The sequence below is a fragment of the Ferrimonas balearica DSM 9799 genome (assembly GCF_000148645.1).
Lineage (GTDB): Bacteria > Pseudomonadota > Gammaproteobacteria > Enterobacterales > Shewanellaceae > Ferrimonas > Ferrimonas balearica.
Window position 1 is genome coordinate 3,182,973 of the sequence record NC_014541.1, and the last position, 12,615, is coordinate 3,195,587.

General features: G+C 63.0%; 12 protein-coding genes. 7 read left to right on the forward strand and 5 right to left on the reverse strand.

Going from position 1 to position 12,615, the window contains the following annotated elements:
- Positions 1–84 precede the first annotated feature (84 nt).
- The 3 genes from FBAL_RS14555 to FBAL_RS14565 are packed head-to-tail and all read right to left on the reverse strand — an operon-like array spanning position 85 to position 2,866.
- Positions 85–486 (reverse strand): GtrA family protein, encoded by a 402-nt coding sequence (locus tag FBAL_RS14555; RefSeq protein WP_013346342.1) that lies wholly within the window; start codon positions 484–486, stop codon positions 85–87.
- Positions 483–1,865 carry an ArnT family glycosyltransferase gene (locus FBAL_RS14560; protein WP_013346343.1) on the reverse strand — a complete coding sequence of 461 codons (1,383 nt, stop codon included), beginning with the start codon at positions 1,863–1,865 and terminating at the stop codon, positions 483–485. The genes FBAL_RS14555 and FBAL_RS14560 overlap by 4 nt, the downstream gene beginning before the upstream one ends.
- Entirely contained in the window at positions 1,862–2,866 is a 1,005-nt protein-coding gene (locus tag FBAL_RS14565; RefSeq protein WP_013346344.1) for a glycosyltransferase family 2 protein, read from the reverse strand. The genes FBAL_RS14560 and FBAL_RS14565 overlap by 4 nt, the downstream gene beginning before the upstream one ends.
- A 134-nt stretch (positions 2,867–3,000) precedes the next feature.
- On the opposite strand from FBAL_RS14565, the gene FBAL_RS14570 reads away from it, so the two are divergent.
- Both FBAL_RS14570 and FBAL_RS19995 read left to right on the forward strand, forming a co-directional pair.
- Positions 3,001–3,693 carry a response regulator transcription factor gene (locus FBAL_RS14570; RefSeq protein ID WP_013346345.1) on the forward strand — a complete coding sequence of 231 codons (693 nt, stop codon included), beginning with the start codon at positions 3,001–3,003 and terminating at the stop codon, positions 3,691–3,693.
- Complete coding sequence (locus FBAL_RS19995; protein WP_013346346.1) at positions 3,690–4,955, forward strand: sensor histidine kinase; 1,266 nt, start codon at positions 3,690–3,692, stop codon at positions 4,953–4,955. The genes FBAL_RS14570 and FBAL_RS19995 overlap by 4 nt, the downstream gene beginning before the upstream one ends.
- Here FBAL_RS19995 and FBAL_RS14580 read toward each other — a convergent pair.
- Both FBAL_RS14580 and FBAL_RS14585 read right to left on the reverse strand, forming a co-directional pair.
- A complete protein-coding gene (locus tag FBAL_RS14580) occupies positions 4,846–6,960 on the reverse strand; it encodes an FUSC family membrane protein (RefSeq protein ID WP_013346347.1) in 2,115 nt (704 codons plus the stop codon). The genes FBAL_RS19995 and FBAL_RS14580 overlap by 110 nt on opposite strands.
- Positions 6,961–6,966: 6 nt before the next feature.
- Entirely contained in the window at positions 6,967–8,133 is a 1,167-nt protein-coding gene (locus tag FBAL_RS14585) for an FAD-dependent oxidoreductase (RefSeq protein ID WP_013346348.1), read from the reverse strand.
- A gap of 183 nt (positions 8,134–8,316) precedes the next feature.
- Between FBAL_RS14585 and FBAL_RS14590 the strand changes: the two genes are divergently transcribed.
- From FBAL_RS14590 to corC, 5 genes are all read left to right on the forward strand, one after another.
- Positions 8,317–8,634, forward strand: coding sequence for a hypothetical protein (locus FBAL_RS14590; RefSeq protein WP_013346349.1), 318 nt, complete (start codon positions 8,317–8,319; stop codon positions 8,632–8,634).
- 77 nt (positions 8,635–8,711) lie between these two features.
- On the forward strand, positions 8,712–10,142 hold the full coding sequence (gene miaB / locus FBAL_RS14595; protein ID WP_013346350.1) for a tRNA (N6-isopentenyl adenosine(37)-C2)-methylthiotransferase MiaB: 1,431 nt from the start codon (positions 8,712–8,714) through the stop codon (positions 10,140–10,142).
- A 9-nt stretch (positions 10,143–10,151) separates the two neighbouring features.
- A complete protein-coding gene (locus tag FBAL_RS14600) occupies positions 10,152–11,207 on the forward strand; it encodes a PhoH family protein (protein WP_013346351.1) in 1,056 nt (351 codons plus the stop codon).
- Positions 11,207–11,653 (forward strand): rRNA maturation RNase YbeY, encoded by a 447-nt coding sequence (gene ybeY, locus FBAL_RS14605; protein WP_013346352.1) that lies wholly within the window; start codon positions 11,207–11,209, stop codon positions 11,651–11,653. Before FBAL_RS14600 ends, ybeY begins: the two co-directional genes overlap by 1 nt.
- Before the next feature lie 33 nt (positions 11,654–11,686).
- Positions 11,687–12,601 (forward strand): CNNM family magnesium/cobalt transport protein CorC, encoded by a 915-nt coding sequence (corC, locus tag FBAL_RS14610; protein ID WP_013346353.1) that lies wholly within the window; start codon positions 11,687–11,689, stop codon positions 12,599–12,601.
- The last annotated feature ends 14 nt before the right edge of the window (positions 12,602–12,615 follow it).

Consider the following 12,615-nt stretch of genomic DNA (forward strand, 5'->3'; position numbering starts at 1 on the left):
CAGGAAAAGACCAAGGGGGAGTGCGCGGGGTGCGACAATATGCCGCAGCGGGGCGTCGCAGGGACGCCCCGAAGGGGTAAAGACTCAGCGGGATGGGGTGTCGGCGGGGGCAAAAACCCAGGTCTGGCTGGCAAAGTAATTCACCCCCATGCCAGCGAGAATGCCACCCACCAACGCGACATAGGGCGCCAACCCCTGGTGGCCCAGCAGCATCAAAAATAACTGGAACACCCCCAGGTTGGGCACGGCCGCCACCAGCGCACTGGCGAGGGCCCGGCGCCACTGGTGCCAGCAGGGCTGGCTGGGCCGGTCAGCAAAGGTCAGCCACCGGTTGCCCAGCCAGGTGGTGCTGGCTGCTGCCACAAAGGCCACGCCCCGGGCCAGTTGCAATGGCCACCCCAGCCCCTGCCACAACAGGGCAAAGCAGAGGCTGTCGACCGCGAACCCCAGCGCCCCGATCAGGGCAAAACGGGCAAAGCGCTTCACTGCACCGCCTCGCAGCCATAGATCACCCGCTTACCCCGCTGGCGCAGGGGCTCGCAACGGAACTGACCGCTCTTAAGAGGCTGAGCCAGAGAAGCCGGGCGTCCCGCCAGGTAAAACTCTCCCTGGTGCGGCAGCTGCGCCAGGCTGTCCGCCTCCAGCGCCTGGCCCTCGGAATAGAACTGGCCAGAGAAGGGGCGTTTCTGCCAGTAGTACAGCGGCGCTTCGGGCAGCCCAGCCAGCAGGGTTTTATCGCTTTTGTTGTCGCTCATGTCGGTGCCCACCAGTACCCCCAGTGCCACCACCAGCAGCATTGGCGTCACCAGGCTGGCACCGGTCACCAGCCGCATCTCGCGCTCACTGACCAGACTGGCCACCAGCAAAGCCAGCGCCGGGATGCCCGGCAGCACATAGGCAGGCAGGATGTTACCCGCCAGGGTAAACAGCAGCATCGGCGCCACCATCCACATCAGCAGGAAGCTGAGCCAGGGGCGGTTAACGCCACCCTCGCTTTGACGACGACGCCAGCCCAGCCACGGCAGCAGCACCGACCAGGGCAGTGCCGCGTACAGCCAGAACAGCCAGATGGTGCCGCGCGGCTCATCGTGGGCGGAGCCATAGAGGTCACCCTGCCAGCCACTCTCAACAAAACGCGAGAAGTGTTCGCCCACCAGGAAGTAGTTGAGGAAGCCGGGGGTGGCCTGCTCCGCCAGGCAGTACCAAGGGGCGGCAATCGCCAGCATCAGTGCGGTGCCGGACAGCAGCGGGAAGCGACGCCACAGCACCACAAAGGCGCCTTTAACGCCGTGTTGCAGCAACAGCCAGGGGCCCACCGCCAGCGCCATCAGCACGATCACCACCGGCCCCTTGGCCAGCAGGCCAATGGCAAGGCCGGCAAACGCCAGATACCCCCATCGATACTGCCCCTGCCAGCCCAGATAGAACCCCATCATCGCCAGGGTCAGGCCGAGGGTCAGCGCCATGTCGGTCATCACCGCACCGCTGGCGATGGCGAAGATGGCGCAGCTGGACAGCACCAGTGCGGTCAGGGCGCGGTTGATGCCCTGACGGCGGGCCAGACTGACCACCAGCGCCAGCGTCAGCACACCGGCAATCCAGTGCGGCAGCCGCGCGGCAAACTCATTCTCCCCCAACACCGTCATGGCGCCGGCGCTCATCCAGGTGTGCAGCGGCGGCTTGCCCCAGAACGGCACGCCGTAATCAAACTGCGGCGTTAGCCAGTTACCGGTTTCCACCATGATTCGGGCCATCTCACCGTAGCGGGCCTCGGTGGTGTCCATCAGCGGGTAAGCCCCCAACGTGGCCAGTCGCACCAACAGGGCAAACGCGGCCAGCAGCCATAACGTTCGGGTCCGAATCATCCCTGCGCCTCCTGAACCTGACGCAGAACCTGACGCGGACGCTCAATCACCTCCGCCACCAGATAGTTGGGGCGTCCTTTGGTCTCGATATAGACGCGGCCCAGGTATTCCCCCAGCAGCCCCATGGCCACCAGTTGCACCCCGCCCAAGGCCAGCACCGCCACCATCAACGAGGGGTAACCGGCCACGGTTTCGCCCCACAGCAGGGTCTTCGCCACCACCCAGCCGCCGTAGAGGAAGGCACCGAGGGCGATGGTCAGGCCGGTCCAGGTGGCCAGCCGCAAGGGACGGATGCTGAACGAGGTGATGCCATCCATCGCCAGACCCACCAGCTTGGGGTAGTTCCACTTGGTGTCACCCGCTTCGCGCGGGTCACGGTCAAACTGGAGGGTGATCTGCTTGAAACCGGGCCAGGCAAACAGCCCTTTCATATAGCGGCTGCGCTCCGGCAGGGCGTTGAGCTGGTCCACCACCTGGCGACTGAGCAGGCGAAAGTCCCCCACATTCTCCGGGATCGGCATCTCCGACAGCCAGTTAAGGATACGGTAGTAGGCGGCCGCAGAGGTGCGTTTAAACCAGCTTTCACCGAGACGGCGGCGACGCTGCATATTGACCACGTCGTACCCCTCGCGCCACTTGGCCAGCATGTCGGGGATCAGCTCCGGCGGGTCCTGCAGGTCCGCATCCAGCAGGATCACCGCCTGACCACGGGCATAAGCCAGACCCGCACTCATCGCTGCCTCTTTGCCGAAGTTGCGGCTCAGGGAGAGGCAGAGGTGCTCACTGCTGCTGCGCGGCAGGTGCTGGGCCATCTGGTGGCTGCCATCCTTGCTGCCGTCATCGACGAACACAATCTCGCAGCGCTCCGGCATTGCATCCAGTACCTGGGTCAGGCGCTGGTGCAGGGCTGGCAGCACTTCGGTTTCGTTGTAGAGGGGAACTATCACGCTGAGGGTGATGGGGGCGATTTCGCCTTTCGGTAACGCTTTAAGTTTCAGCATCGCTCTCTCACAATAACGGCAAGCAGGCCCGGTTTGGCCTTATGGCGTGCATTGTCCGGCCCCATCCGTGAAAAAAACGTTGTCGACATTTTTTCCACGCCGGAGGCGCCACCTTTGACAGAGCAAACTGCAGTATGACGACAGCGATTTTGAAGCGAATTCTTCTGGTGGAAGATAACCGGGACGTGGCCGGCATTATCTTTGATTTCTTCGAGGCACAGGGGGTGGTGCTGGATTACGCCGACAACGGCGAGCTGGGATTGACCCTGGCCCGCGAACAGGACTTTGACGCCATTATCCTCGACCTGATGTTGCCGAGGATGGATGGTCGTACCCTGTGCAAAAAACTGCGTGAGGAGGGCAAGCGCACGCCGATTCTGATGCTGACCGCCCTGGGCAGCCGGGAAGACACCCTGACCGGTTTTGACTGCGGCGCCGATGACTACCTGGCCAAGCCCTTTGACCTCGACATCCTGCAGGCCCGTCTGACTGCGCTGGTACGTCGTTACCGTGGACAAGTGACCCCGCTGGAGCGTCACTTCGGCGAGCTGGTGCTCAACCCCAATACCCGCTCTGCCACCCGCCAGGGGCGGCCGCTGGCGCTCAACCCCACCACCTACACCATTCTGGAGCTGCTGTGCCGCACCGCCCCGGAGATCGTCACCCGGGAGACCCTCTGTGACGCCCTGTGGCCCGATGGTGAACCCAATAACGAGGTGCTGCGCAGCCACATCTACCAACTGCGCAACCAGCTTGACCGTCCCTTCGCGGTGCCGATGCTGGTGACCGTGCCGAAAGTGGGCTTTCGCCTGGAGATCCCGGCATGAAACGCAGCTCTGCCTCCACCCTGACCCGCAAGCTGGCGCTGGTGTTTACCGGGCTGGCCGTGCTGGTGGGTCTGGTGCTCTACCTGCTGATCCGCGAGGCGATCATGCTGGCCGAGGACAACGTCAGCCTGCGCCATCTGGAAGCCAACCGGGGCTACGCCGAAGCGCTCTACCTGACCGGGGCTGAGGGGCCACAGCAGCTGGATGAGGTGACCTTCGCCTACAACGACCCGGACAGCCTGCCGACGTTTATCCCCGATGAGTACCGCTACGCCGTCAAGCTGCAGTCGGAGATCCAGACCGACTATGGGGAGTTCTTTATCCTGGTGGACCAGTATTATGAGGGCCGAGAGCGTAAGCCCATCTACCTGCTGGCCCACGCCGAGCCGCTGGAGCTGACCGAGCACGAAGGGGGACTGATCAGCCTGGTGATCATCGTCATCACCACCCTGCTGTTGGCCATCTTTGGCGCGGTGCTGATCCGCCTGTCGGCGCGCCTGATCCAGCCGGTGAATGACCTCAGCCGCCAGCTGGCCGACCACCAGGGCAATCCGGAGCACCCCTTTACCATCAACCCCGGAGCTGCCCGGGAGTTTCAGGAGCTGACCGACGAACTGAACCACTACCGCCGGGAAGCCAATCGGCTGCTGAAGCGGGAGCAGGCGTTCGCCCGCTACACCAGCCATGAGCTGCGTACCCCGCTGACCATCATCCGGGGGGCCACCCGCCTGCTGGAGAGCGACGCCCAACCGGAGTTTCGCCAGCGCCAGCAGCAACGCATCACCAGCGCCGCGGCGCGGATGGAGGAGACGGTGGAAGCCCTGCTCAGCCTGGTGCGCTATGAGCGTGATCAGGAGGGGGTCAGCCGCCCCCTGACCGCCGCCGAACTGGACACCATCCTCGAGCAGAACCGATCGGCGGCACTGGGCAAGGCGATTGAGTTTCAGCTAGAGGTTCAGGGCGAACCCACCATTGAGGCCAGTGAAGCGGTGATCGCCATGGTGGTGGGCAATCTTGTGCGTAACGCCATCGGTGCCACTTCAGAGGGCACCATCGTGCTGACGCTGGACCGCCACACCCTGACCGTAGCCGACCAGGGCGTGGGGCTGGGGGATGCGCCCAATTCGGGCGATGGCCACGGCCTGGGCCTGCTTATCGTGACCGATCTGTGCCGCCGCTATGGCTGGACATTTGAGCTGGAGAACCGTCCTCAGGGGGGCTGTCTGGCGACGATCCATTTTGCCCCGCCAGCACACTGCTGAGGCGCTGATAGCGCTCCAGCAGTAACGCCATCTGGTAGAGCACAAAGCCGGCCCGGTTGGGCTGCTGTTGCATCAGCAGCCCCGACAACCAACTGGATGCTTCATCCAGTTGCGGCGGCCAATGGTAGGGCTGTCCCTCCAGCGTCGCCGCCAACACCTTATACGCCTCATCAAAGCTGCGACGCAGCCGCTCGGCCACCTCCGGCTCCAGCACCACACCACGGCGGGCGAAAGGCACCACCGCGTTGATCTGGCTCATCGCGCCCTTGTACTGGGTTAACAGCGCCAGGCTGGTGGCTTCATCCCGGTAGCCCGGCTCCTGCTTCATCTGCTGGAAACTGGCGGTCAGGCTGATGCCCTGCTCGTAAGCGAGGCGACGGCTTCGGGCCAGCAGCACCGGCTCCACCTGTTTGCCCTCAAACGCCATCAACACCCGTTGCAGGTAGCGGTGCAGGTGGGCCAGGGCCTGCTTACGCAACGCGTTCTGTCGCCCGCCCTGCCATTGCGGCCACAGCCAGCGAAACGCCACAAACACCAGCACACAGCCAATCAGGGTATCCAACATCCGCGGCAGCAGGATGGCATCCCCGCCCACGCCAAAATACTCAAACATCAGCACCAGCAAGGTGGTGGCGCTGGTGATGGTCCAGCCGTGGTGGATCGGTCGGAGCGCCAGCGTCACCGGCACCAGCAACAGGGCCAGAACCAGCGCCGCTTCGGCTCTGAAACCCAGCCACACCAGCAGGGCCCCGACAACCAGGCCGGCAAAGGTGCCCGCCGCCCGCTGCCCCACCCGGTGACGGGTGGCGACGTAACTGCTTTGGGTCACCATCACAATGGTGGTGAGGATCCAGTAACTGTTGTTGAGTCCGATATGCTGACTGATGGCCGAACCGGCCGCCAGCAACACCGCCAGCCGAACGGCACCACGGGCCACCGGCGAGGACCAGCGGCACACGCTGCGCAGCCGGGCCCGCCAGTCCGGCGCGGCCAGGGGCAGAAAATCGCGCTGGTACAGCGGCGCCACCCGCTCTGCCAGGCGGGAGATGCGGCGGACATTGCCAATCATGTAGTAGGCCACCATGCCACGGGGACCGCCCGCTTCCGCTAACGGTTGCAGCGCGGCAATCAGCGGCTCGGCGAAGGCCTGGTGGCGGTCATCACTGGTCAGTGGCCGGTGTTGGGACAGGTCCCGCGCCAGTCGCCGCAGCCGCACCGATACGGCGCGGGTCCAGTCGCGGTACAGCGGGTAGATGTCCGGGCGGGTAAACAGCGCCTTGGCCTGCTCCGGATGAGGCGTTGCCTGAAGCCGCTCCTGCAGGTCAACGGCCGCAATAAAGGCGTTACGCAGGGGCGCGATGTCGCCCTGACGGCCAAACGCCAGCAACTGTTGCCGACACAGGCCAATCTGCTCCCCCAGGGCGGCATCAAACTCCACCGGCAGGCCCTGGGCCCGCAGCTGACCGGGCCGGTCGAGCAGGATCTGGGCCAGGGTCCGGTAGGTGGCAGCCAGGCTCTGGCGCAGCGGATAGTGACGCCACAACCGGTACCACAGGGCGCTAAAAACCATCAGCCACAGCACGCAGGCGCCGAAGCTCAGGGCCAGCAGCCAGGGCGGCCCCTGAGGCGCGGTGGCCAGCCCGGCCACCGCCATCACCAGCATCCCCATCCCCAGACGTCCGGCCAACTCTCCCCAGGCCGCCAGCCCGCCCAGCACCAGGCCAAGCAGGGCAAACCAGGCGGGCAGCAACGCGGGCATATGGTGAGTCAGGGTGGCGGTCAGGCCACTGGTCAGAACAAAGCCGACGATGCCCACGCCGATGCGTGGCCACCAGCGTGGCGTAGGTTGATCGAGGGCGGAGACCAGCACCGCCGGCAGCGCCAGCATCGACAGTGCGACCGGGGCCAGCAGGCCGAGAGGGTAGGCCAGCCCCAGCGCTGCCATCAGCGCCAGGGTCAGCCGCAAAGACTGATTGAGGGCGGGATTAAACCAGAGTTGCCGCACCCGGACTTACAGCCCCATGGCGTAGCGCATCACCTGGGTTTTCACCGGGCCGGCATTTTGTGCCGCCATCAGGCCCAGGTTGCGCGCCAGCTTGAACGGCAGCCGGTCGTTGGAGAACAGGGTGTAGAACAGGTCCATGGTGGATTGCATCAGCAGGTTGTCACGGCGACGACGGCACTGGTAACGATTCAGCACCTTGGCTTCGTCCCAGGCTTCGCCGCAATCCAGTGCCTGACCCAACACACCGGCCAGCTCTGCCACATCTTTGAAGCCGAGGTTGACCCCCTGCCCCGCCAACGGGTTGATGGTGTGGGCGGCATCCCCCAGCAGCACCAGGCGGTCGGCAAAGTAGTGCTGAGCGTGCTGGCGGGTCAGCGGGAAGCTGCCACGGCCATTGATCTCGAATTCGCCCAGGCGCTCGGGGAAGGCGTGCTGAATGGCGGCCTTCAACTCGGCATCGTCCATCCGCATCAGCGCCGCCACTTTCTCCGGGCTGTCGTACCACACCAAAGAGCCGTGCGGGCCCGGCAGCGGCAGGAAAGCGCGGGGGCCACTGGGGGTGAACGCCTGCCAGGTGATCGCCTGCTGAGGCATCGCCGTGGTGATGTTCACCGCCAGGCAGTGGTGGCGGTACTGCCAGCCGGTCAGGCCGATGCGGGCGACTTCACGCACCCGGGAGCGGGCGCCATCGCAGCCCAGCAGCAGGCGGCCCTTGAGGGTGCGCTCACCCACCGTCAGATAGGCACCTTCTTCATCCTGCCACAGCGCGCTGGGGGCCTCACCGGTCAACAGGGTGATGTTGGCGTGATTGGCCATCGCCTGCCACAGCCCCAGCTGCACAATGCGGTTCTCGACAATGTGGCCAAGGTGGCTGTGGTTGAGCTCGGCGGCATCGAAACAGACCTCGCTGCGCTCCCACTCCCAGGTGGCCAGCTGTTGGTAGGGGGCCAGTCGCATCGCTTCGATCGGCGCCCAGGCGCCCAGCTCATCCAGCAACCGTTCGGAGGCGGCGCTGATGGCGCTGACCCGCAGGTCCAGCGGCTGCTCGGGGGCGTAGGGCTGCGGCGTGTGAGCCTCTACGATGGCAACGGAAAAACCACGGCGGGCCAGGGCACAAGCGCTGGCGGCACCCACCATGCCGGCGCCCAGAATGAGGATGTCGTACTGCTCCATGTCGATGCGATTTCAGGCCGGAAATAAGTTGGCCCCATTCTATGTCAAAAGGCCGGCTTACGTAATAAAAGGTCAACAGGATGAGCTTTACTCACATCCGCTTACATCTGATCCGGAGCCGCCTCAAACCCCCTCCTATGCTCAACCTGTCCAAGTGAGGGAATGGTTGAAGGAGAACCGGTCATGAGAACGCTGCCACTGATTCTGAGTCTGAGTCTGAGTTTGGGTTTTGCCGCGCCACTGGCGGCCCAGTCGGTTGATGCCCGGTATACCGTGCATGGTAACCAGCAAAGCAACCCCATCGTGGACGAAATTAACCTGGCCCGGGCCAACATCCAGTATGAACTGGTGCTGGACATCCAACGCCAGGTTCAGGACACCCTGGCCCAGTGGGGCCGCGACTATGAGCTGGCTCAAGAGGCTCAAGAGGCTGAAGAGGAAGAGGTTCAGTCCGGCGAGCCGGCCCTGCCCGCCTTTGCCGTGCGTCACTGCCAGCCCTGAAACCCGCGCAACATCTGGCCAGCGTCCGCTTTCGGGTATAAAATACTCGGCTATTTTTTCCAGAGCGACGCTGATTGATGAGCAAGAAACTGCACATTAAGACCTGGGGCTGCCAGATGAACGAGTACGATTCCGCCAAAATGGCTGATCTGCTCGACGCTTTTGGTGGCTACACCCTCACCGAAGAAGCCGAAGAGGCTGATGTTCTGCTGCTGAACACCTGCTCCATCCGCGAAAAAGCGCAGGAGAAGGTGTTTCACCAGTTGGGTCGCTGGCGCCCGCTGAAAGAGCAAAATCCGGCGCTGGTGATTGGTGTGGGTGGCTGCGTGGCCTCTCAGGAAGGCGACGCCATCCGTGAACGTGCCCCCTACGTGGACATCGTGTTCGGCCCGCAAACCCTGCACCGTCTGCCAGAGATGATCGGCAAGATCCAGGCCGGTGAAAAGGGTGTGGTGGACGTGTCCTTCCCCGAGATTGAAAAGTTCGACCGCCTGCCGGAGCCCCGTGCTGAGGGCGCCACCGCGTTCGTTTCCATTATGGAAGGCTGCAACAAGTACTGCTCTTTCTGCGTGGTGCCCTACACCCGTGGTGAAGAGGTCAGCCGTCCGCTGGACGACGTATTGTACGAGATTGCCCAGCTGGCCGAGCAGGGGGTTCGCGAAATCAACCTGCTGGGTCAGAACGTGAACGCCTACCGCGGTGAAACCCACGACGGCGAGATCTGCCGTTTCTCCGACCTGCTGCGTTACGTGGCCGCCATCGACGGCATCGACCGTCTGCGCTACACCACCAGCCACCCGGTGGAGTTCACTCAGGACATCATCGACGCCTACGCCGATGTGCCTGAGCTGGTGGACTTCCTGCACCTGCCGGTGCAGAGCGGTTCGGATCGCATCCTCACTATGATGAAGCGCAACCACACCGCGCTGGAGTTCAAGTCGATCATCCGCCGTCTGCGCAAGGTGCGTCCGAACATCCACATCAGCTCCGACTTTATCGTGGGTTTCCCCAACGAAACCGATGAAGATTTCGAAGACACCATGAAGCTGATCGCCGACATCGAGTTCGATCAGAGCTTCTCCTTCATCTACAGCCCGCGTCCGGGTACTCCGGCAGCGGACATGGTGGATGACGTCTCTGAAGAGACCAAGAAGCAGCGTCTCTACATCCTGCAGGACCGCATCAACCAGCAGGCGATGCAGTTCAGCCGCCGTATGCTGGGTACCGTGCAACGTATCCTGGTGGAAGGGGTGTCCAAGAAGAACGCCATGGAGCTGCGGGGTCGCACAGAGAACAACCGTGTGGTTAACTTCGATGGTGACGTGGAGCTGATCGGTGGCTTCGTGGATGTCGAGATCACCGAAGTGCTGCCGCACTCCCTGCGTGGTACCCTGATCCGTACCGAGCAGGAGATGGATCTGCGTCGCGAACTGCGACCGGCGGACATCCTGAAGAACCGCCCCAACGGCCAACCAGACGAACTGGGCGTGGCGACTTACCAGCCCTAAAGGGACACCGTGAGTAATAAACTGCTGACCTTAGAGGTCTTTCTCGAGCCTGCACAGAACCAGCGACTGGCTGCCCTGTGCGGGCCGTTTGACGATAACCTGAAGCAGATCGAGCGTCGCCTCGGCGTCGAGATCAGTTATCGCAGTAACCACTTTATCGTGGTGGGCCAACCGCAACGTACCCAGGGCACCATTGAGCTGCTCAAGACCCTGTACGTGGAAACCGCCCCGGTGAAGAACCAACTGCCGGATCTGGACCCGGAGCGGGTTCACCTCGCTATCCAGGAACTGGTGGCGCTGGAAGCGGATGACGACAGTGCCATGGGCAAAGAGGTCTTCTTCAAGACCAAGCGTGGCGTGCTGAAGCCGCGCAACCCGAACCAGGCCCAGTACGTTCGCAACATCATCACCCACGACATCTGCTTCGGCATTGGTCCGGCCGGTACCGGTAAGACCTACCTGGCCGTGGCTGCCGCCGTGGATGCGCTGGAGCGTCAGGAAGTGCGCCGCATCCTGCTGACCCGCCCGGCGGTGGAAGCGGGCGAAAAGCTCGGCTTCCTGCCCGGCGACCTGTCGCAGAAAGTGGACCCTTACCTGCGCCCGCTGTACGACGCGCTGTTCGAGATGCTGGGCTTTGAGCGGGTGGAACGCCTGATTGAGCGCAACGTCATCGAAGTGGCGCCACTGGCCTACATGCGGGGTCGTACCCTCAATGACGCCTTCATCATTCTGGATGAAAGCCAGAACACCACCGTTGAGCAGATGAAGATGTTCCTGACCCGTATCGGCTTTAACAGCCGCGCGGTGATCACCGGCGACATCACCCAGGTCGACCTGCCCCGGGGCGCCCGCTCTGGCCTGCGCCACGCCATTGAGGTACTGCGCAACGTCGACACCATCAGCTTCAACTTCTTCCAGAGCGGCGACGTGGTACGTCACCCGGTCGTGGCCCAGGTGGTGGAAGCCTACGAGGCTTACGAGGAAGAGGAACGCGCCAAGAAAGCCGAGCAGGAGCGCCAACGTCGCGCCGAGCAGGCCGCTCAATCTTCCGGAGAGGCACAGTAATGGAACTGGACCTGCAACTGGCCGTTGAGGCCGACAACCTGCCGAGCCAGGCCCAGCTGGAAAGCTGGGCCGCCCTGGCCCTGGCTGACCGTCCGGACGCGGAGCTGACCATCCGCATCACCGACGAAGCGGAAAGTCAGCAACTGAACCGCGACTACCGCGGCAAGGACAAGCCCACCAACGTGCTCTCCTTCCCCTTTGAAGCCCCCCCGGGCATCGAGTTGCCGCTGCTGGGCGATCTGGTGATCTGCGCGGCCGTGGTGGCGCGGGAAGCGGTCGAGCAAGAGAAGGCCCCGATGGATCACTGGGCCCACATGGTGATCCACGGCTGTCTGCATCTGATTGGCTACGATCACATCGACGATGAAGACGCCGAAGAGATGGAGTCACTGGAGCGTCAATTGCTGGCTCAGTTGGGCATTGCCGATCCCTACCAAGAGCGGTAATCTCTCTGTCAGTTCCCCAACCCACAGGACAATATGAACGAAGACCAACCCCCGTCGAGCCAGACCCACGCTAAAAAGGGCTGGCTGGACCGCCTCAGCCATTTCTTTGGTGGCGAGCCGCAAAACCGACAAGAGCTTGTCGACGTGATCCAGGATGCGGAAGACCGTGCCCTGATCGACCAAGACACCAAAGAGATGATCAAAGGGGTACTCGAGGTCTCCGACCTGAAAGTACGCGACCTGATGATCCCCCGCTCCCAGATGATCACCATCGAAAAGAATCAGTCCGTTGAGGAGTTTCTCCCCATCGTGATTGAGTCGGCACACAGCCGCTTTCCGGTGATCGACCGGGACAAGGATCATATCGAAGGCATTCTGCTGGCCAAAGACATGCTGGCTTATGGCTTCGGTAACGACGCGAACTTTACTCTTGAGCAGATCCTGCGTCCCGCCGTGGTGGTACCCGAAAGCAAACGCGTTGACGTGCTGCTTAAGGAGTTCCGCTCCGACCGTTACCACATGGCCATCGTGGTGGATGAATATGGCGGGGTTTCCGGCCTGATCACCATTGAGGATGTGCTGGAAGCGATCGTCGGTGACATCGAGGACGAAACCGATCTGGAAGAGGAAAACGACGTTCATATTCGTCGTATCAGTCGCCAGGTTTGGGCGGTTGCCGCCCTGACCCCCATCGAAGAGTTCAATGAACACTTCGACGCTGGCTTCTCCGACCAGGAATACGACACCGTCGGTGGTTTGGTCAGCCACGCCTTCGGCCATCTGCCGGAGCGCGGCGAGATCATCGAACTCAACGGATTCGAGTTCAAAGTGGTCAATGCCGACACCCGTCGCCTTGTTCAACTCCAGGTTCGCCTGGCCGAGAACGAGCGCGACAACGAGGGTGAAAACGCAGGCGACAGCGCCAACGAGGACGCTCCCGCTGCCTGAACCGACACAAGGAC

Coding starts and splice junctions, on each gene's coding strand:
- FBAL_RS14560 (WP_013346343.1), bottom strand. CDS start 1,865: ATGATTCGGACCCGAACGTTATGGCTGCTGGCCGCGTTTGCCCTGTTG.
- FBAL_RS14565 (WP_013346344.1), bottom strand. CDS start 2,866: ATGCTGAAACTTAAAGCGTTACCGAAAGGCGAAATCGCCCCCATCACC.
- FBAL_RS14570 (WP_013346345.1), top strand. CDS start 3,001: ATGACGACAGCGATTTTGAAGCGAATTCTTCTGGTGGAAGATAACCGG.
- FBAL_RS19995 (WP_013346346.1), top strand. CDS start 3,690: ATGAAACGCAGCTCTGCCTCCACCCTGACCCGCAAGCTGGCGCTGGTG.
- FBAL_RS14585 (WP_013346348.1), bottom strand. CDS start 8,133: ATGGAGCAGTACGACATCCTCATTCTGGGCGCCGGCATGGTGGGTGCC.
- FBAL_RS14590 (WP_013346349.1), top strand. CDS start 8,317: ATGAGAACGCTGCCACTGATTCTGAGTCTGAGTCTGAGTTTGGGTTTT.
- miaB (WP_013346350.1), top strand. CDS start 8,712: ATGAGCAAGAAACTGCACATTAAGACCTGGGGCTGCCAGATGAACGAG.
- ybeY (WP_013346352.1), top strand. CDS start 11,207: ATGGAACTGGACCTGCAACTGGCCGTTGAGGCCGACAACCTGCCGAGC.
- corC (WP_013346353.1), top strand. CDS start 11,687: ATGAACGAAGACCAACCCCCGTCGAGCCAGACCCACGCTAAAAAGGGC.